Origin of the sequence: Psychrobacter arcticus 273-4 (genome assembly GCF_000012305.1) — a bacterium.
Classification (GTDB): domain Bacteria; phylum Pseudomonadota; class Gammaproteobacteria; order Pseudomonadales; family Moraxellaceae; genus Psychrobacter; species Psychrobacter arcticus.
Genome location: NC_007204.1, coordinates 849,807 through 869,031, shown reverse-complemented (window position 1 = coordinate 869,031; position 19,225 = coordinate 849,807). Strand labels below are relative to the sequence as shown.

Sequence of the window (19,225 nt, the reverse complement as noted above, 5' to 3'; positions counted from 1 at the left end):
ATGTCATCAACATTACCTGAGTTTGACTACATCATCGTTGGCGCAGGGTCAGCAGGCAATGTGCTGGCCACACGCTTGACCGAAGATGACGATATTAACGTACTGCTACTAGAGGCCGGTCGTCCAGATCATCGTCTCGACTTTCGCACCCAAATGCCAGCTGCTTTGGCAATGCCATTGCAAGGCACTACTTATAACTGGGGCTACAAAACCGACCCCGAGCCTTATATGAATAACCGTGTCATGGACTGTGGTCGCGGTAAAGGGCTTGGTGGCTCCTCCCTAATTAATGGGATGTGCTATATCCGCGGCAATGCCTTGGATTTTGACGATTGGGCCAAAATAGAAGGGCTAGAGGACTGGACCTATTCAGATTGTCTGCCTTATTTTAAAAAGCTAGAAAACCGTGATGCGGGCGAGAATGACTATCATGGCGTGGGCGGCCCTGTTGAGATGACCACCTCAAAACCGGGGGTTAACCCGCTGTTTCAAGCTATGATTGAAGCGGGTGTGCAAGCCGGCTACCCGAGCACCGAAGATTTAAACGGCTATCAGCAAGAAGGTTTTGGCCCGATGGATCGTTTTGTCACGCCAAATGGTCGCCGTGCGTCAACCGCACGAGGCTATCTTGACCAGGCCAAGCCGCGCAGCAACCTGACGATTTTGACGGGTGCATTGACCGATGTGATTTTGTTTGATGGCAAACGTGCCATTGGCGTTAAGGTCGAGCACGGCGGTCAGACCAAGAATTTTTATGCCTCTCGTGAAGTGATTGTGTCCTCTGGCGCGATTGCTTCGCCGCAACTGCTCCAGCGTTCAGGCATTGGCCCTGAACAGTGGCTTAAAGAGTTGGGTGTGCCAGTGGTGTTAGATTTACCAGGCGTGGGCAACAATTTACAAGACCATTTAGAGCTGTATATGCAGTATGAATGTACCCAACCGGTCTCGATTGCTCCTGCCAATAAATGGTGGAATAAGCCCGCTATTGGTGCAGAATGGTTATTCAAGGGTACTGGCCTTGGCGCATCCAATCAGTTTGAAGGGGGCGGTTTTATCCGTACCGATGAGACGTTTACCCATCCAAACATCCAGTATCATTTCTTACCACTTGCGGTTCGTTATGATGGCCGCAGTGCCAGTGATTCTCATAGCTTTCAGGCGCATGTTGGCTCATTGCGTTCACCAAGTCGTGGCCGCGTGAAGCTGACCTCGCGCGATCCAAGTGCCCATCCTAGTATCTTGTTTAATTATATGTCTCATGATCAAGATTGGCGTGAGTTCCGTGCAGCAATGCGCATCACTCGTGAAATTATGCATCAACCTGCACTTGATCCGTACCGTGGCCGTGCCATCTCTCCTAGTGAAGACTTGGTGACTGACGAGCAGTTAGACGACTACGTTCGTGAAAACAGCGAGACCGCTTATCATCCGTCGTGCACATGTGCGATGGGCGAGCACAAAGATGCAGTGGTTAATGGCGAAGGGCTGGTACATGGCATTGAGAGCCTGCGAGTAGTGGATGCCTCCATTATGCCCAACATCATCAGTGGTAATCTCAACGCGACCACCATTATGATGGCAGAAAAAATTGTCGATAAAATGAGAGGCGTACAGCTGCCCCGTTCAACCGTAGATTATTACGTTGCGAATGGCGCGCCACTCAGAGCGGAGCCAATGCGGGATTATAGCCCTGCTCAATAACAGTTCTACTCGATAAAAGGTTCTGCTCGATAAAAGGTTCTGCTCGATAAAAGGTTCTGCTCGATAAAAGGTTCTGCTCGATAAACACCAACCTTTTAAAACAACGACATTATTAATGCTCTACTGATTGTTATTACCTTGTTCGCTACAAAGTTGAAATATTGCGGCGCACAAGGTAATACCTGAATGTAGTTAACTTTACCTATTGAGGTCTTTTATGTATAGCTCGCCTTCCGAGGATACAACACAAACCATGAGTCTAAACAAAACAGTGTTTATAGGCTCAGCTGTTATTTCTATTTTATTAATCATTTGGACCATTGTTTTTCCAACTTACAGTGGGGCTTTGCTCGGCGCTGGCATGGCGTGGGTATCAGAGAGCTTCGGCTGGTATTACATGTTGGTAGTCGCCGCTTATAGTATTTTTGCCTTGTTCGTTGGATTCTCTAAATATGGTGATATCAAGCTCGGTCAAGACCATGAAAAGGCGCAATTTCCCTTTTTAGCATGGGCAGCCATGCTGTTCTCAGCGGGTATTGGCATCGACTTATTGTTCTTTGGTGCCTCCGAGCCTTTGATGCATTACCTCACGCCACATGCTGGACTTGCGCCGGCAAGTGAAGAGGCCATGCGCCAAGCCGTCGCCCAAACGTTCTTACATTGGGGTCTGCATGGTTGGGGCATTTATGCACTGATCGGTATGGCGTTGGCATACTTTGCTTATCGCAAAAATATGCCTCTGGCGCTCCGATCTCCCTTAACCCCAATCTTTGGCGAGCGCTTAATTAAAGGCTGGCTAGGTGATGGTATCGATACCTTTGGCGTGGTATGTACGCTAATGGGGATTGCGACCAGTTTGGGCATTGGTGTCCTACAAGCTAATGCGGGACTGACGCATGTGTTCGGTATCGAATCGAGTAAAATGGTTCAGACCATTATCATCGTTTGCGTTGTTGTGGCGGCTGCAATATCAGCAATGACGGGTGTTGAGAGAGGCGTGCGTCGCCTGTCTGAATTCAATATGCTTGCGGCTATATTATTTCTGGTTGCCATATTGGTAATGGGCAACACGGTTTATCTGCTTAATACATTCACCCAAAGCGTGGGTCAATATTTCCAAACGATCGTTGCCAAGACTTTTGATGTCTATGCTTACGATGGTGCTGCTGGTGCCGAATGGAAGTCAGGCTGGACGGTATTTTTCTGGGCATGGTGGGTTGCATGGGCGCCTTTCGTTGGCTTGTTTATCGCACGTATCAGCCGTGGCCGTACCTTACGCGAGTTCGTCTTTGGCGTGATGTTTATTCCACTGGGTTTCATCTTTGCTTGGTTTTCTATCTTTGGTAATTCAGCGATAGAATTGGTTGCTAATGGTGCCACTGAGCTTGGTGAGGTCGCGGTTAACGATGCTGCCATGGGTCTGTTTGCATTATTTGAGTACTATCCGTACAGTGATGTGCTGTCTCTTGTAGGCGTCATCATAGGTTTGGTATTCTTTATCACATCAGCCGACTCAGGTGCTTTAGTATTGGCCAATCTGAGCTCAAGAGGGCTGATTAATGGTGTTGATGCACCCGTATGGTTACGGTTGTTTTGGGCAGCAGCGACCGGTCTTATCACGCTAGGCTTACTATTTGCTGGCGGGTTTTCCTCATTGCAATCAGTGTCTGTTATAGCAGGATTGCCTTTCTCAGTTATCTTAGTGCTCTATATGATAGCCATGTGGAAATCGCTGAAAGAAGAGGGTAACAAGCGTAAAGCGAGTACGATAGGTACGGCTAATGTGCTGGATAATGGCAAAAGCTGGAAAGCACGCTTGCAACGTATTGTCAGCTTTCCTAAACATGCACAAGTTGAGCATTTTTTACAGACTATCGTATTGCCAGCCATGACTGACGTTGAAAGCGAGCTAAGAGCAGGTGGACTCAAAACAGCTTTGGTCGTCCGAAATCCTGAGCATATTGGTCAAGATATCGATCAAGGTAAGGACCAAGAAAGTGTGCAAATAGAAGGTCTGAAACTACAAGTCGGCCATGGCGATCAAGATGACTTTATTTATGAAGTCAATTTGGTGAAAGCTGAGCGACCTAACTTTACGCTTAATACGTCAAGCAAACTTGCCGAATATTATTATAGAGCTGAAGTCTTCTTGAGTGATGGGTCGCAAGAGTACGATTTGGTTGGCTATAGTAAAGAGCAAGTATTGGTCGATATTCTTAACCAGTATGAGCGTCATATGCAGTATTTACATTTAGAACGGTAACTAACTTAAAAATTTAACGACCGTTAGCAAGCTATCATCATGTTGTCTAATGTAGCGTAAATTTTATATGAGAAAGTAAAACCCCAGTTAATAGCTGGGGTTTTTTTGCTTATTTTTTGAGATTAAATCAGCTCACTTTACGGTATAACACTGGTTTTTCTTATCAAACAGTTTGTGATTCAGGCATAGACATTGCCCGCCACAAGATAGTGACGTGGTCAACTAAATTCACACACCCCAGTTAAGACATAATAAGCTTAATTGGAGAAATAGAATGACAACACGTAAAAAATATTCAAAAGAATTTAAATTAGATGCAATATCGCTCGTTAATGAGCAAGGCTACAACAAAGCGGAAGCAGCTAGAAACCTTGGTGTTAGCCCTGGACTACTTGGTAAATGGATTCGAGAGGCAGAAAACGATGATGGGCTCGCCTTTAGAGGTAATGGCAAATTAACGCCTGAACAATTAGAAATGCGTCAACTTAAAGAAGAAACGAAATAAAGTATTCGTTTATTACTGAGCATAAGAAGACCTGGCCTGTGAGTGTCATCTGCCCTTTAATTGGTGTGAAAATCCGTAATTATTACAGTTACTTAAAGCGTTCTGGAGCGAAAAAGTTCGCACCCGATGATGGCGACATGATTGAAGTGATACAAAAAATATCAGAGGCCAGTGATCACACTTACGGCAGCCGTAGAATACAGAAAAAATTAAATGCATTAAGTTTTCCGGTTGGACGTTGAAAAACAGCTCAATTAATGAAAGACGCGGGTGTTTGGGTCCGTTATAAAAAGAAATATAAAGTGACAACAAATAGTGAACACAATAAGCCAGTATTTAAAAACGAGCTGAAACAAAATTTCAAATTCGATCAGCCAAATCAAGCTTGGGTTGGAAATATTACCTATATCTGGACCACCGAAGGCTGGTTGTATAGTTGAAATACTTTAAAGTCGCTACAGTATTGCTGATGTAAATTTTTTGCAGCCTCTGTCTGCGTAGGCACAGCAAGCAAGAAAAATTTGCACCAGTAGTACGTGTCGTATCGATATTACTTTTCACCGACTATACTAAATTATGTATGAGTATGAGTATAACTAAACCACCCTACTCCTCTTAAAATTCTCAGCCTGCTCAAATATCTCTTTATAGACCTCTTTTGAGTCAACAGGTGGATAACCCCATTCATCGAGCAATACCATCAGGTCAAACTGTAGCTCCGCTTTGATGTCATCACGCTTATTCCAGTCAGTGTATTTAGCCTTCTCATCGATGAGCTTTTTCACCTCTTTGGACAGCTCAATCAGCTTAGCTTCTGGATAGGTAAAATCATACTTATGCGCCAGTGACAGCAAGATGTCATAAAATGCTTTTTCTTCAAAGTCGATACCCATCTTGCCAAACGACGCCATCTCTTCGCGTAGCTCGTGATACAGCTTGATGATCTCATCAGAGAAGTCGCCAATGACTTCAGCGCGCAGTATGTCTTGCTCGGCGCGGTCGTTATACTTCTCAACGAGCGCATTCATTTTTTTACTGAAATCGACACCCTTTACCTTGTTGGTTTTTTTCAGCTCACCAATGGCTTTTGCGAGTAGCTGTTGTAGCAGCTCTAACTTGGTATTGGGCTGCTTAATCACCTCAAGCTTGGCTAAGTAGTCTTCATCGAAGATATCGATCTCACCGTCGGTGTTATCACCCAGCTTGAATATTTCTTCAACACCATCACTCATTAGCGCATCTTTTACCAGATCACGTACCTTTTGGTTCATCTGTTCAACGTCAGGCGCGCCGCCAGTGGTGATTTTAAAGATGATGGTACGAATAGCTAAGTAGTAATGAATTTTGTCTTTATGCGCTTTGGTGAGCGCTTCACTACCCACGCAAATATCATAGGCAGACTTAAGACGCTTGGCTAAATCCATAAAACGCTTTTCTAGCTTTTTGGATTGCAGGGCAAAGTCAGCCGCCGCGTTTAAGCAATTGAGCTGCTCTAGTGGCGTGCCGTTGAAGTAAAGACTAGAGTCAAACTTATGATAGACCGTATCCAGTAGGTCTAAGTGGTCTTTCACTACCACGACTGACTTTTGGATATCTTCTAGGTTTTGAATCTGACCGCCCGTATAGTGCGAGAGCGCAAGGTTCATCTGCTTTTTGATGCCAATGTAATCAACCACTAAGCCGCTTTCTTTGCCTTCGAACTTACGGTTGACCCGTGAGATGGTTTGAATCAGGCTGTGCTTTTGCAGCGGTTTATCAATGTAGATGGTATCGAGAAATGGCACGTCAAAGCCTGTGAGCCACATATCGACGACGATGGCTATCTTGAAGTTAGATTTGTCATTCTTAAATTGCTTATCCAGCTCTTTGCGGTAGTCTTTATTACCGAGATTGTCCCACATGCCTTTTTCATCATCCTTGTTACGAGTCATAATCATCTTGACGCGCTCCATAGGCATGACTTTTTTCTTATCACTTTCAGATAAGGTTGAGCCTTCCTCGCACGCTCTGAACCGCCCCGGTATTGTCGGAGACTCAACATTCTGAGAGAATACGACAATGAAAACACGAAACTACACTCCCGAGATTAAAGAACGAGCCGTTCGCATGCTGATTGAAGCAGCAGGCGATTATCCTTCCACATGGTCAGCCATTCAAGCCATAGCGTCAAAGATTGGCTGCACGCCTGAAACCCTGCGTTCATGGCATAAAAAGCACATAGAGCAAACCATTCCTGCCGTTGTACAAGCGCAAAGCTAACAGCGCATCAAAGTGCTTGAACGCGAGAATAGAGAGCTTAAGCAAGCCAACGAAATCATACGTAAGGCGGCGGCTTTTTTCGCCCAGACGGAGCTCGACCGCTAACTAAAATAATGGTTCAGTTTATCGATGATTATAAAGATAATTAGGGGATCGAGCCTATCTGCAGAATCCTACCGATTGCCCCATCAACCTATGGTTATGTGTCGCTTTTTGAGTTTGAAAGACGGTATTATGATAGTTTAATCCTGTCAGGCATCACTGCTTGACTCAAGTAAATTAGCCTCCGATAAAGTCGGGGCGGTTCAATTGCCTCAACGTAAAAAAACGAAAGAACCGGAGAGTTATCTTTCGTTTAGGACTTACTTAGCTATACTTAATTACAACTTATACCAGTATAGAAAATATAACAATACAGTGTGGCGTTGGTTAAGTCATATCATAACACTTAGACAAACACGCTCTTCCTTGCTTTACTTTTTTTGAATTTTATAAAACTATCAACTTGGTTAACATACCACTATATCCTCTCCTCGTTTATACAATCGCCCTTATGCAGTGCATTATAGAGCTTTATCTCTGCAACTTTTATCAATGCCTCACGCTTAGCATAAGCGTAGCTTTGGGCAGCATTGGTGTCACATAATCGGTTTTGGTTGTTCTGTGCTCGCCATTCAATAATACTCTGCAAAAGCTCGGCACAATAAGCTTGGTGCGCCTCATCAAATAAGAGCGTATCAACAGTAGGTGCACTACCAATATCATCTTCGACCGTAGTGATTGCTAACATCATGATGGCATCAAAACTTCGCTGACTAACTGCTATATCACTTTGCTTTTTTGTAGCGAGCATCATCTTTCCCACTATTTTATACTTAAGAATTTATAACTCGCTATACTAGGTTTTTGATGTGACAGACTGATGACATCATCACAATTATCTGTAATACATAATTGCAGCTTTCAACTAAACTGCCCCAGTATTGTCGAAGATTCAACATTCTAAAAGAATATAGTAAGCCCAGTATAAAAACGATACAGCGGGACTGGAATGAATTTTTTGCAGCCTCTGTCTGCGCAGGCACAGCACGCCAGAAAAATTTATACCAGTGCCGCGTCAAAACATGATGTATCTACTTTATTTGGAATCGACTATACAACAATGAAAAAATGAACCTATACTCCCGAGGAAAACACGAAACTACACTCCTGAGATTAAAGAACGAGCCGTTTGCATGCTCATTGAAACAGCAGGCGATTATCCTTCCACATGGTCAGCCATTCAAGCCATGGACAGAGTATGTTTAGCCTGCCCTATTCTATCTAATAATACGCCAACCTCTGAACTTGGCAAAGAAGCCCTTAAGTCTTTCAGAAAAATTCAAAGCCTCCGATTCTGTCACCTCTTCGACATGATGGCGAGCCGCCAGTATCGGCTGTTCTACCAATCTTTCATGATGATCAAAAGCACGATCCAGACTGATACTCATGATAGAGAAGTTGGTCGGCCGTGGTAGACAACGATATACCTGACCTTTATTAATTAAATCAATGACCATATGGGCATCTTTGAATTCAGTCAACATAAGAACCATCAGATCTGGCTGGATATTTTTCAAAGCATAAACGATGGGTGTAATATTTTCTTTATTAAGCGTCGAATCCGTAATAGTGACGCCAAAGCGTTTTTTTTGTAATAACTTTGCAGCCTGTTCAAGATTACTGGCCCAACTCACGGTATAGGCACTCTTAAACTGACTTTTTATTTGCTGATAGACGCTCTCGTCGTCATCTAATATTAATATATTGCGCTTGCTACCAGCACCACTATCAATACGATTTTGAGTCGCATTGTTTTCAATGGTACTTTGCGTAATTTCTTGCGTTTGCTGAGCAATTTCTGTGGCTTTATTAACGATTTTTTTAAGTTCATCATTTTGCCATGGCTTGGTGATATAGCGATAAATTTCGCCCTCATTCACAGAATCCATCACGGCATTCAGATCCGCATAACCAGTTAATAAGATACGAATAGTATTTGGTGAGGCCGCTTTGATGTCACTCAATACTTCCGTACCTTGCTTATCTGGCATACGTTGGTCGCTGATGACCACTTGTACCTCATTCGTGCTGACATATTCCATCAGCTCAGCGGCATCGGTAGTAATAAATACGTCATGTGACTGGCGAAAATGCATTTTTAAACTTCGTAAAATGCGTGGCTCATCATCGATAAAAGCGATTTTTGGTTTTTGCATTACGCTCTCTTTAAATAAATTATTGGAAGTCTCTCAACTTTCGAATAAGGCTTGTGGAGGTTTGTTTTTATGAGCGATAGACTGTATCGGTAATTTGATGGTAAACGTCGTGCCTTCGCCAACGCTTGAGCTAACCTCGATGCCTCCAGCATGTTGCTCGATGATTTGTGCCGTAATGGCCAGCCCTAACCCTGTGCCATCACCTGCTTTTTTGGTGGTAAAAAACGGCTCAAAAATCTGCGCCAGCGTACTTTCTTGGATACCGACACCATTGTCTTTGACACTCACTATGATGTGCTGCTGCGCCTTATCGACAGACGAGTTGACCTGTAATACCCCTTTATGATCAATCGGCATGGCTTGGGCGGCATTATTAAACAGGTTTAATAATACTTGGTTGATTTGTGAAGGATTACATTGAATCAGCGGCAGCTCGGCTAGATTGGTATTGACGTCTAAATTTTTTAAGTTATTGCGCGCCATAATCAATGAGGTATTGATGCAATCATTGATATCGACATCTTTTACCTTAGATTCGTCAATTCGAGAAAAGTTGCGCAAGCCGACTACCAGTTCAGCAATCTGATCGACGCCATAAAGTCCATCTTTAATCAACTCTGCCAAATCTTCACTGACCTCATCTTCTTTAATCTCTTCGCAGCATTGTAAGGTTTGCTCTATCAGTTGCTCGACTTGTTCTTGATTGATGGTTGGCGCTTTTAAGGCATGCAATAATTGATCGCTATGCTGTAGCAACTCATCAAAACGTATGAGATTATCGCCAACCAATTCCATGTTACTTCGCACGTAGCCCAGCGGCGTGTTGACTTCATGCGCCACACCTGCCACCATTTGGCCAAGCGTAGCCATTTTTTCGGAGCGCACCAGATGTACTTGTGAGGCTTTTAATTCATCCATGGCTTGCTGTAAGTCTTGCGTGCGGGCGGCGACTTGTTTTTCTAGATGAACATTAATTTCAGCAAGTGCGCCTTCATTCTCGACGACGCGATCAATCAGTTGATTGGTCTGCTCACTGATGATTTGAATTTCGCTGACATTTGAATGAGGCAGTTTGTGCGCGCTTAATTGTTGATATTTTTTTTGTTCAATTAACGCCCCCATATCAGCCACCGACTGTGCCATGCGCTTTAGCGGCCGCGTAAAATAGCGACGAAACACCCATGCGGTCAACAATAAGATAGGAATGAAACCCAGCAGCATGGCTTGAATCAGTTTATTGGACAGGGCATTTGCCACGCTCATCATGTCATTATCAGGCTTGACGATAACCATCTTCCAATACGTAAACGGCATGCGAAAGACAAAAGCAGTGGCGGGCTGCTGCAACACAAAATCATTGGGCACAGCGATGGTATCGACCAAATGACTCTCTACCAAATTAAACGTTTGGTCGATATTTAACAGTAATAATGCTGAGAGCAACTTGGACTCTTGCTCGCTGATTTTATCCAGATTGGTCGTACTTAGAATACTACGTGCAGCGAGCGTATAACGGCTTTTATCTTTAGCTACCGCCTCATCTATCAGTGTCTGATTAATACTATCTAGACTGTCCGCGATAGGGGCAAAGTTAGGGTTGGCATCTGCCAACTGACGTGCCGTTATGACCTCGCCTTGGCGACTATCTTCAGTTGTATGCATGACTTTCGACTGATCTGGAAAAGTCAAAAACCGATTGTCTAGGTCTACTAAAAAGACATAACCGCCGAGCTTATCTTGCCACTTTTTCATGGCATCGCCGAGGTTGTCCAATAGCAGATTGAAACTCACCACCCCATCAAAAGCTTGATTGCGACTGTCATACAGAGCCTTGGCGCACGTCATCATCGGCTGATTACTCACTGGATCGACATAGGCACGGCTCCAGACACAATGGTCATGACGCGCGTACATCGCAGGAATATACCACCAATCACGATAATAGGGATTAGGCGTTTGGCGTGCTTGATTGTAACGCTCTAATGGCTGCATGGTGCCTGACTCATCACGTGCCCATACAAACGACTGCCGCTCTCGGCCCTGAGCGTACATATTAGGGTCAAACCACACACCGCCGCCTACAATACGTTGATCCGTTTGTTGCATGAGATTGCCAAAGGTTTCTTTATAAAGGGCGTCTTGTTTTGGCAAGCCGCCCGCCATCGTACTGGTGGCTTTCGCCATTCCATCGACATGATTGATACTCGCCATGATGCTGTTAATGGCTTCGTTACCTGTTTCAACCACTGTCTCTGAGGTCATCTCCAGTATGCGCGGCTTAGCTTGGGTTTCGATGACCCAATAGACCATCAAAATAATAAGTAAAAAAGCCAATGTTAAGATAATCAATATACGGGTGGAAATACTACCAAACCGACCAACAACTTTCATAAACACACCTGTAGTGGCATAATAAATTCGGACAACTAGTAAGGTTATACTAACCCAAAGAGGTTAACTAGTATGCCTAACAAACGCAACCAATACATAGCGAACGAGATCTTTTTTTTGTAAGAGCTTAACGATTAACCGTTCGCTATTTTTTGCCAACATTTTATGCACAATGTTCAACACACCCTAATCTAACAATGATATGAATTTCCACTACCAAATTTTAACAACCTTGGTCAAAAAATGGTCACCGATTTTCAAAAAGCAGAGTGCATGCACGCAGACTTATAGAGAATAAATTATTAAAGAGTAGACCTTTTCTTAATGGTTGATAGAGACAAAATGCATATCTCTTATAAATAAAGGTCTCAAGGAGAAAATTCAGACACAAAAAAACCTCAAGTATGAATACTTGAGGTTGAAACTTTTGTATTAAAACTAAGTTTTAAATATGGCGCAGCGGACGGGACTCGAACCCGCGACCCCCGGCGTGACAGGCCGGTATTCTAACCAACTGAACTACCGCTGCTTAGGTCATCTTTAGCGTTTCACCTTTATCAAGAGGTCCACGTCGCTAAAATAGTGGTGGGTGATGACGGATTCGAACCGCCGACATTCTGCGTGTAAGGCAGACGCTCTACCAACTGAGCTAATCACCCTTTGAACAATTGCTAGGCAATTTATTCTACATTAACCGAGCCCTAAGTTTGTCACTAAGCTCTGCTGCTGTGGGAGTGTATTATATAGATTTACACATGGCTGTCAAACACTATTTCATATTTATCACGGATTTTTGCTTATTTTAGTGATTAAATTTATAAGCATCTGTTTTTATTCATTTTATAATTTAGCAAAACTTAATCTTTATAGTCAGAGAAATTTTGCGTAGTTCCGTCGATAGGCTCAGCGCTAAAATCATAAATAGTATTCATTATTCATCCTTAAATTAGTCACTCATTTATATTGCTATCAAACATTAGACACTGTGTTATGTAAGATACTATAGTCGGTGAAAAATAGTCGGTGAAAAGTAATATCGATACAACACGTACTACTGGTGCAAATTTTTCTTGCTTGCTGTGCCTACGCAGACAGAGGCTGCAAAAAATTTACACCAGCAATACTGTAGAGACTTTAAAGTATTTCAACTATATATAAGACGCTGTGGTTAATGGATTTAATAGGCTTAACGATATTAATAATAAGTAGGGAGACATCAATACCCCCTACTCTTTTCACTCTTATTTTATTAGCTCACCCTCAGTTTTGATTATTCGTCAGATTTATCTAAATCAATAGCGACTGAGTTGATGCAATAGCGCATGCCAGTGGTCTCACTTGGACCATCAGGGAACACATGACCCAAGTGCGCGCTGCAATGGCTGCAAGTAACTTCGGTACGGCGCATGCCTAGTGAGTCATCGACGTGCTCATCGATGGCGCTATTGTCGATGCCTTGATCAAAGCTTGGCCAACCGCACCCTGCATCAAACTTGTTATCTGACTCAAATAAATTGGCGCCACAGCCTTTACAGCGATAAATGCCCTTATCATTAATATCGTTATAAACGCCCGTAAATGGTCGCTCTGTGCCCTTCTCGCGCATCACATGATACTCATCAGAACTCAGGCGCTCTTTCCAGTCAGCGTCGGTCAATTGGCTGATTTCTTCTTTGCTCAGTTGATTGTATTGCATAACGAATCCTTATGGAATGACTGATTATCTACTCTATCGTGAGTAATGGTTTATCGAGGCCTTATCGCTATTTTTTATAAAAACGATAAGCTTTATCTGTTGGCGAGCATCTTATTATTCAAGACGCTTATAACAAGAATACTTGCTGTATCAAATGGCAGTGCCAGATACTATAGGCGATTTGATATCGAAAAATGACAAGCTATAGTTGAAATACTTTAAAGTCGCTACCGTATTGCTGGTGTAAATTTTTTGCAGCCTCTGTCTGCGTAGGCACAGCAAGCAAGAAAAATTTGCACCAGCAATACGTGTTGTATCGATATTACTTTTCACCGACTATAGATAGTGCTTTATTGAGTTGAATTTTCTTAGGACGTTACAGTGATTTCCACAATGCAAGATAATCTTGCATTGTGGAAATCACTGTAATCTATAAAAAACTTGCATTTAGTTTTTACATGCAATAATATCTTGCATTAGGAATTAATTAAAAGTATTTCTCTTTTAAAGCATTAGCTTAATACTTACCTTATAGAATTGGTTTCGTTATTTGATTAGTGACGGATTTATAAAATAAAAAGGCTTACACAATGATGGCTGATGACAAGACTAAAAGCACACAAGCTGAACGACTGGTACAGCTGCGCCGTGACAAAGGAATGACGGCAGAGCAGTTGGCACAAGCGATGACTGCTGCTGGCGCTAAAGTCAGTCGTGGTGCCATCTCTAATTGGGAGCGTGGGACGAATGGGATTGTCTCATCTAAGCTACCTACTCTCGCGCGTATTTTAGGCTGTAGCGAAGGATATTTATTGCGCGGTGAGCTTGAAAGTGACAGCAAATCAGATGTCGATTTAAAGAATATAGCGTCAGACAATACCAACGTATATGTCGAATCCGATGAGCAAGCTCATAGTGCCAGTCAAATCACACACACAACGACAATACCCTCTACTCCCCGCAAAATTTCACCAAATAACCTGATGAGTGGTCCCTTTATGAATACAATAAAAAAATCCGATAAATTACAAAACGTCTGCTACGACATTCGCGGTCCTCTGTTGCAAACTGCCAATAAAATGGAAGCAGAAGGCAAACGTATTTTAAAGCTGAATATTGGCAATCCCGCTCCTTTTGGTTTAGAAGCACCGCATGAGATTTTGCGTGATGTGGCGATGAATCTGCCGGAAGCGACGGGCTATTCAGACTCGCAAGGGATTTTTTCAGCGCGTAAAGCGGTATTGCAATACTATCAATCAAAAGGGCTTCTATCGGCAGTTGATGTTCGTGATGTTTACCTAGGTAATGGCGTCTCTGAGCTGATTGTCATGACCTTGCAGGCACTGATGAATGATGGCGATGAAGTATTGATTCCAATGCCAGACTACCCGCTTTGGACAGCAGCTACCAATCTAGCAGGCGGTACAGCGGTACATTATCGCTGTAATGAAGAAGACAACTGGCATCCTGATATTGAAGACATCAAATCTAAAATCACTAGCAAAACCAAAGGCATTGTGGTTATTAATCCCAATAATCCGACAGGCGCACTTTATAGTGATGAAGTACTGCTGCAAATTATCGAGGTCGCAAAAGAGCATGATTTAATTATTATGGCCGATGAAATTTATGACCGTATTCTTTATGACGATATGGAACATACGCCGATGAGTACCTTGACCGATGAAGTACTGGTGTTGTCCTATAATGGTTTGTCAAAATCGCATCGCATCGCAGGCTTTCGTGCCGGTTGGATGATGATCTCAGGTCGCAAAGAACACGCCGCTGACTTTATCGAAGGTTTGGATATGCTCGCCTCTATGCGTCTATGTTCTAACGTTCAAGGACAATATGCGATTCAGACAGCCATGGGCGGCTATCAAAGCATGAAAGACTTAACTTCTAAAAAAGGTCGCTTGTACAAGCAGCGCGAGTTGGCAGTGACCCGCCTTAATGCGATCAAAGGTATTTCTTGTACCATGCCACAAGGCGCGTTTTACTGCTTTCCAAAGATGGATCCTGAGATTTACCCTATCAAAGATGATATGCAGTTTATGATGGATTTATTGTTGGAAGAAAACGTATTGATGGTACAAGGAACAGGGTTTAACTGGGACAAACATGACCATTTCCGCTTGGTATTTTTACCCAACTTACACGATTTAGAAGACGCCATGGATCGCTTAGACCGCTTCTTTGCTAAAAAGCGTAAGCAATTTGGTACCGACTAAGTCATAAATGACATTTATGATTTTGTATAAAAAAACGCTTATCGATATGATATCGATAAGCGTTTTTTATATTTACCACTTAAACTTAAGTTACTATAAATTTAAATTACTATAAACTTAAGTTTTAAAAGATATTTATCAGCACGATATAACTGATTGCAGACATGCTTGCTGCTGCAGGAAGCGTGATAATCCACGCCAAACCAATAGGCTTCATCAGCGCCCAGTTGGTATCTCTATTCACAATACCAATGCCTAGCACTGCGCCAACTAAGGTATGTGTACTCGATACCGGCAGACCCATCGTCGATGCACCCATAACAACAGCAGCAGCAGCCAATTCAGCTGAGAAGCCAGAAGCTGGATGCATTTTTGCTAAATTGGTACCGACAGTTTGAATCACTTCTTTACCAATAAACCAAAGACCGACAATCAGTGCCACACCAAAAGTTAGCATCACTGCTGGAGGTACAGCCGCTTCGGTTGAAATACTATTGGTACGAATAACATCCATAATCGCAGCAAACGGACCAACAGCGTTGGCAATATCGTTCGAACCATGACTAAAGGCAAACGCTGATGCGGTAAAGACTTGCATCCAGCTAAACATAATAAACGTCGCTTTGGTCAAGTCTTCTTTATGTTTACCGCGGATACTCTTAGTATAAATATAAGTCGCAAGCCATACTAGCGCTGCTATCATCCCCATGATTAAAAAGCCTTGCAACGTCGTCATACCATTATTGACGTTTTTCAGACCTTTGAAGATAACCAAAGAGGCCATGACCGCACCGCCTGCAGCCGCAATAATAGGCACCCATTGCTTAAGTGCTTTTAGGGTATCGAGATTGCTGCGCTCGTTTTCAACCTTATAAAGTGCTTTGTAATAATCCGTCTCTAAATCTTCAACCAAGCAATCATCATCTTTATAGATTTCTTGGTCACGTAACATCGCTGACGTATAAGCCAATTGCTCAGACTCGGTTAGACCATCCAAATACGCTTTATGCGTTTGCTTTAGCATCTTTTTATTGTCTTTTAGAACTGCAATATGCGCCTCTGTTTTATCATTATACTCAATGATATTTTTCTTAATCTGTCCATATAACAGATAAGACAAAACGCCGCCTAGTAGCGGTGATAGGACCCAAGAGATGGCGATTGTGCCAATCTTGCCCCAATTCACTGTTGATAACGCCATTTCAGTACCACCTAAAGTGATACCCAACACAATGGAGCTACCAACTACGCCGCCAATAATCGAGTGTGTGGTCGAAACTGGCAGACCTTTTTTGGTGGCAAACAACAGCCAAAATGCGGCAGCGATGAGCGCTGAAAGCATGACATAAATGAACTGGTTAGGTGTCACTGACAACCCATCTAAATTGACAATGCCGCTCCGAATGGTATCGGTCACTTCACCACCAGCAAGTACCGCCCCTGATACTTCAAATATCGCTGCCACACCTAGCGCTTGCGGGATGGTTAACGTCCCTGCACCGACTGAGGTGCCAAAGGAATTGGCGACGTCATTACCGCCAATATTGAATGCCATAAAAACACCAAAAGCAGTGGCGACAATAAACAGCGTCGTCTGCTGATGCATGGTGTAATCTAGACCCCACCACAAAAAGTAGGCGGTCATTCCAATCATTAAAATGGCAAAAAATAGATTGATTCTCATAGAGCCGACTGATTTTGTTGGTTCTGTAGAGCTGCTGCTAATACCCATACGTTGATACGTCCTGCGTAAGCTGATTGAAACTAAAGACAAATAAACAGAAGACAAGGCTATTTTGATAAATAGCAATGCTTATTACGCGCCTATTATATTAAATATAGACGCATAATGCATGATGATATGACAAAATTTGCAACTGTGAATATATGATTTGAGAAATATGCAGCTTAGATCAAACGGTAGAGGGTTATTTTTAGCCAACATACGCTTTGATTGCCATAGTAAATTCAAGATAAAACAGCAAAAAATTAATGCTATAAATGAATAGATAGCTGTTTAATAGTACGATTACACGTACTTTTCTGGAATAAATCATCCGCGTTTATTGTGTACTATGCACGCCAAAGCCGTAAGAAAAACTGTCCTTGCAGCACTGTATTATTTAGCCGATAGCAAGCAACGCTGAGAGCTGATCGATTGCATGGTCTAGAACCTCTAAACGCGCTTGGCGCTTATCATTATTAGCGATAACACACCAAGGGGCGTTCTTGGTATCCGTACGTGCCAGCATATCGGCGGCAGATTGTACATAATCCGACCATTTATCACGGTTACGCCAATCGTCATCGGTTAATTTAAATTGTTTGTACGCAGTCGCTTTACGCGCCTTAAAACGCTTGAGCTGCTCTTTTTTATCGATGGCAAGCCAGTACTTAATGACCAAGGTACCTGACGCTGCCAAGGCGGCCTCAAAGCGATTGATTTCATCATAAGCACGCTGCCACTCATCATCAGTCGCAAAGCCCTCAATACGCTCTACCAAGACGCGCCCATACCAAGTACGATCAAAAATGCCAACACGGCTGATGCGGTCTGTTTGCTCGTTCGGAAGCTTTTGCCAAAAACGCCACAAATAAGGATACTGTAACTCATACAACATAGGCGCGCCAATGTTATAAATTTGATATTCGCGTGGATCAAGTGGCGCCACCAATCTTTTGATAGCGCCGCCCTTGCCAGCGGCATCCATACCTTCAAAGGCAAATACCACATGCTGACCTTGACGCGCACGTAATAATTCTGCCAAGCGCGCCTGCTTCTTAGCCAATGCGTCATTGTAGTCAGATTTATCAATATCTGAATCTTCGATATCGGTGAGTAACTTAGGTATTTTTACTGGTTTAAACTTTATTGATTGGGACTCTACTTGGTGATTGTGAGTATTGTTTGAGTCTTTACTGTTTTCTACTTCGCTACTGACCAATGCCTTTTGCATCGCATGTAAGACTTCATGACAAAAATGCAGGGCTGCTTGCGACTTATCTGCGCCATCTATAATGACCCAATCGCCTTGCTGGCGTAATAAACTCGCTGCAACTTCATTAAACTTAGCCACTATCGCCGCATCATGCCAATCAATTTGATACAAGAACTTGGGATCTGGCTCATCGTCATTTAGTCTTGCTTGCAAAGTCTCAATATCGACATGAAACCAGCATTTCAGCAGCTTGGTTTGATTTGCCACAAGGTCTTGCTCAAAAGCTTGCAGTTCCGTCAGCTGCTGGCGTAAATAGTCTTGCCATTGACCAATTGGCAGCGCTTTAACATCCGTACTCTTGTTACTTTTTGCTGACTTTTCGCTCTCTGCAGTCACCATTCGCATCACGTTATATAGCAAGTCAGCATACCAGTTGCCAAAATATACCATCACATCACCGTGGCGCGCCATAGCTTTGGTATGCGTCTGCCAAATTGGTTGGTGCGCTAAGGGACAATAATCGATGGTCGCTTCAACTTTAAGCAGGCGCGGATCGACCCACTGGTGCAATTGCGTCACCGCAGTTCCCTTACCGGCCTGCTCCATACCATTAACCAACACCAATAGCCCAACGGCTTTATCAGTGCTGGGTGCGGCTGGCTGACGCGTCGCTCGCAGAGCAAACTGGGCGGTGACCAATGCCAATCGCAGCGCATCTTCATCCATTGAAAATTTGCTCAAAGGATTAGGCATGAGACTCTGCTCGACGACTTGCTCATTAAATGGCGCGCTCACATCTTCTGCTGACTCTACATCCGTTTTATTATTTTTTTTGCTCATGTCTATGCTCGCTATAGTCTTATCAAATAATTGGTTTAAAATAATCGTTTTAAATAGCTAAGTTGTTTTATCATAGCACTGCGCCCGTTTAGTAAATAACGTGGCTATGTAACAGTTTGGCATTTGTATTCTGCCTTATTTT

At 43.1% G+C, this 19,225-nt stretch carries 9 protein-coding genes, 2 tRNA genes, 3 pseudogenes and 1 other annotated feature; of the genes and pseudogenes, 5 read left to right on the top strand and 9 right to left on the bottom strand.

The genetic code is table 11. From position 1 onward, the window contains the following. From betA to PSYC_RS11340, 3 genes and pseudogenes are all read left to right on the top strand, one after another. A complete protein-coding gene (gene betA, locus PSYC_RS03800; RefSeq protein ID WP_011280009.1) occupies positions 1 to 1,701 on the top strand; it encodes a choline dehydrogenase in 1,701 nt (566 codons plus the stop codon). Positions 1,702 to 1,918: 217 nt separating this feature from the next. Beyond that, the gene (gene betT / locus PSYC_RS03795; protein ID WP_011280008.1) at positions 1,919 to 3,964 is read left to right on the top strand and encodes a choline BCCT transporter BetT; all 2,046 of its coding nucleotides are present in this window, start codon (positions 1,919 to 1,921) and stop codon (positions 3,962 to 3,964) included. Positions 3,965 to 4,238: 274 nt separating this feature from the next. Further along, a pseudogene (locus PSYC_RS11340) lies at positions 4,239 to 4,903 on the top strand (transposase); the annotation flags it as partial. A 162-nt stretch (positions 4,904 to 5,065) separates the two neighbouring features. On the opposite strand, the pseudogene PSYC_RS03780 reads toward PSYC_RS11340, so the two are convergent. Next, positions 5,066 to 6,463: pseudogene (locus tag PSYC_RS03780) on the bottom strand (type I restriction enzyme endonuclease domain-containing protein); the annotation flags it as partial. Between the two features lie 64 nt (positions 6,464 to 6,527). Here PSYC_RS03780 and PSYC_RS11780 point away from each other — a divergent pair. Further along, a pseudogene (locus PSYC_RS11780) lies at positions 6,528 to 6,874 on the top strand (transposase); the annotation flags it as partial. Next, positions 6,800 to 6,916, top strand: a sequence feature (AL1L pseudoknot). It overlaps the preceding pseudogene by 75 nt. Before the next feature lie 332 nt (positions 6,917 to 7,248). Here the strand turns inward: PSYC_RS11780 and PSYC_RS03770 are convergent. The 6 genes from PSYC_RS03770 to msrB all read right to left on the bottom strand — a co-directional run bounded on the left by PSYC_RS03770 (position 7,249) and on the right by msrB (position 13,073). Further along, a complete protein-coding gene (locus PSYC_RS03770) occupies positions 7,249 to 7,581 on the bottom strand; it encodes a hypothetical protein (RefSeq protein ID WP_041757557.1) in 333 nt (110 codons plus the stop codon). Positions 7,582 to 8,047: 466 nt separating this feature from the next. After that, complete coding sequence (locus tag PSYC_RS03765; protein ID WP_011280006.1) at positions 8,048 to 8,986, bottom strand: response regulator; 939 nt, start codon at positions 8,984 to 8,986, stop codon at positions 8,048 to 8,050. 33 nt (positions 8,987 to 9,019) lie between these two features. Next, a complete protein-coding gene (locus PSYC_RS03760; RefSeq protein ID WP_011280005.1) occupies positions 9,020 to 11,377 on the bottom strand; it encodes a sensor histidine kinase in 2,358 nt (785 codons plus the stop codon). Positions 11,378 to 11,829: 452 nt separating this feature from the next. Beyond that, positions 11,830 to 11,906, bottom strand: a tRNA-Asp gene (locus PSYC_RS03755). Positions 11,907 to 11,960: 54 nt separating this feature from the next. Beyond that, positions 11,961 to 12,036: transfer RNA gene (locus PSYC_RS03750), tRNA-Val, on the bottom strand. Between the two features lie 611 nt (positions 12,037 to 12,647). Next, positions 12,648 to 13,073 carry a peptide-methionine (R)-S-oxide reductase MsrB gene (msrB, locus tag PSYC_RS03745; RefSeq protein ID WP_011280004.1) on the bottom strand — a complete coding sequence of 142 codons (426 nt, stop codon included), beginning with the start codon at positions 13,071 to 13,073 and terminating at the stop codon, positions 12,648 to 12,650. Positions 13,074 to 13,663: 590 nt separating this feature from the next. Between msrB and PSYC_RS03740 the strand changes: the two genes are divergently transcribed. After that, complete coding sequence (locus PSYC_RS03740; protein WP_011280003.1) at positions 13,664 to 15,304, top strand: aminotransferase class I/II-fold pyridoxal phosphate-dependent enzyme; 1,641 nt, start codon at positions 13,664 to 13,666, stop codon at positions 15,302 to 15,304. Positions 15,305 to 15,428: 124 nt separating this feature from the next. On the opposite strand, the gene PSYC_RS03735 is transcribed toward PSYC_RS03740, so the two are convergent. Continuing rightward, positions 15,429 to 17,036, bottom strand: a complete 1,608-nt coding sequence (locus tag PSYC_RS03735) for an inorganic phosphate transporter (protein ID WP_011280002.1) — start codon at positions 17,034 to 17,036, stop codon at positions 15,429 to 15,431. Between the two features lie 391 nt (positions 17,037 to 17,427). After that, positions 17,428 to 19,083 (bottom strand): ATPase, encoded by a 1,656-nt coding sequence (locus tag PSYC_RS03730; protein WP_011280001.1) that lies wholly within the window; start codon positions 19,081 to 19,083, stop codon positions 17,428 to 17,430. Positions 19,084 to 19,225 lie beyond the last annotated feature (142 nt).

What these genes read in the sequence shown, in the direction of transcription:
- PSYC_RS03740 (WP_011280003.1), top strand. Translation starts at nt 13,664, where the DNA reads ATGATGGCTGATGACAAGACTAAAAGCACACAAGCTGAACGACTGGTA.
- PSYC_RS03770 (WP_041757557.1), bottom strand. Translation starts at nt 7,581, where the DNA reads ATGCTCGCTACAAAAAAGCAAAGTGATATAGCAGTTAGTCAGCGAAGT.
- PSYC_RS03735 (WP_011280002.1), bottom strand. Translation starts at nt 17,036, where the DNA reads ATGGGTATTAGCAGCAGCTCTACAGAACCAACAAAATCAGTCGGCTCT.
- msrB (WP_011280004.1), bottom strand. Translation starts at nt 13,073, where the DNA reads ATGCAATACAATCAACTGAGCAAAGAAGAAATCAGCCAATTGACCGAC.
- PSYC_RS03730 (WP_011280001.1), bottom strand. Translation starts at nt 19,083, where the DNA reads ATGAGCAAAAAAAATAATAAAACGGATGTAGAGTCAGCAGAAGATGTG.
- betT (WP_011280008.1), top strand. Translation starts at nt 1,919, where the DNA reads ATGTATAGCTCGCCTTCCGAGGATACAACACAAACCATGAGTCTAAAC.
- PSYC_RS03760 (WP_011280005.1), bottom strand. Translation starts at nt 11,377, where the DNA reads ATGAAAGTTGTTGGTCGGTTTGGTAGTATTTCCACCCGTATATTGATT.
- PSYC_RS03765 (WP_011280006.1), bottom strand. Translation starts at nt 8,986, where the DNA reads ATGCAAAAACCAAAAATCGCTTTTATCGATGATGAGCCACGCATTTTA.
- betA (WP_011280009.1), top strand. Translation starts at nt 1, where the DNA reads ATGTCATCAACATTACCTGAGTTTGACTACATCATCGTTGGCGCAGGG.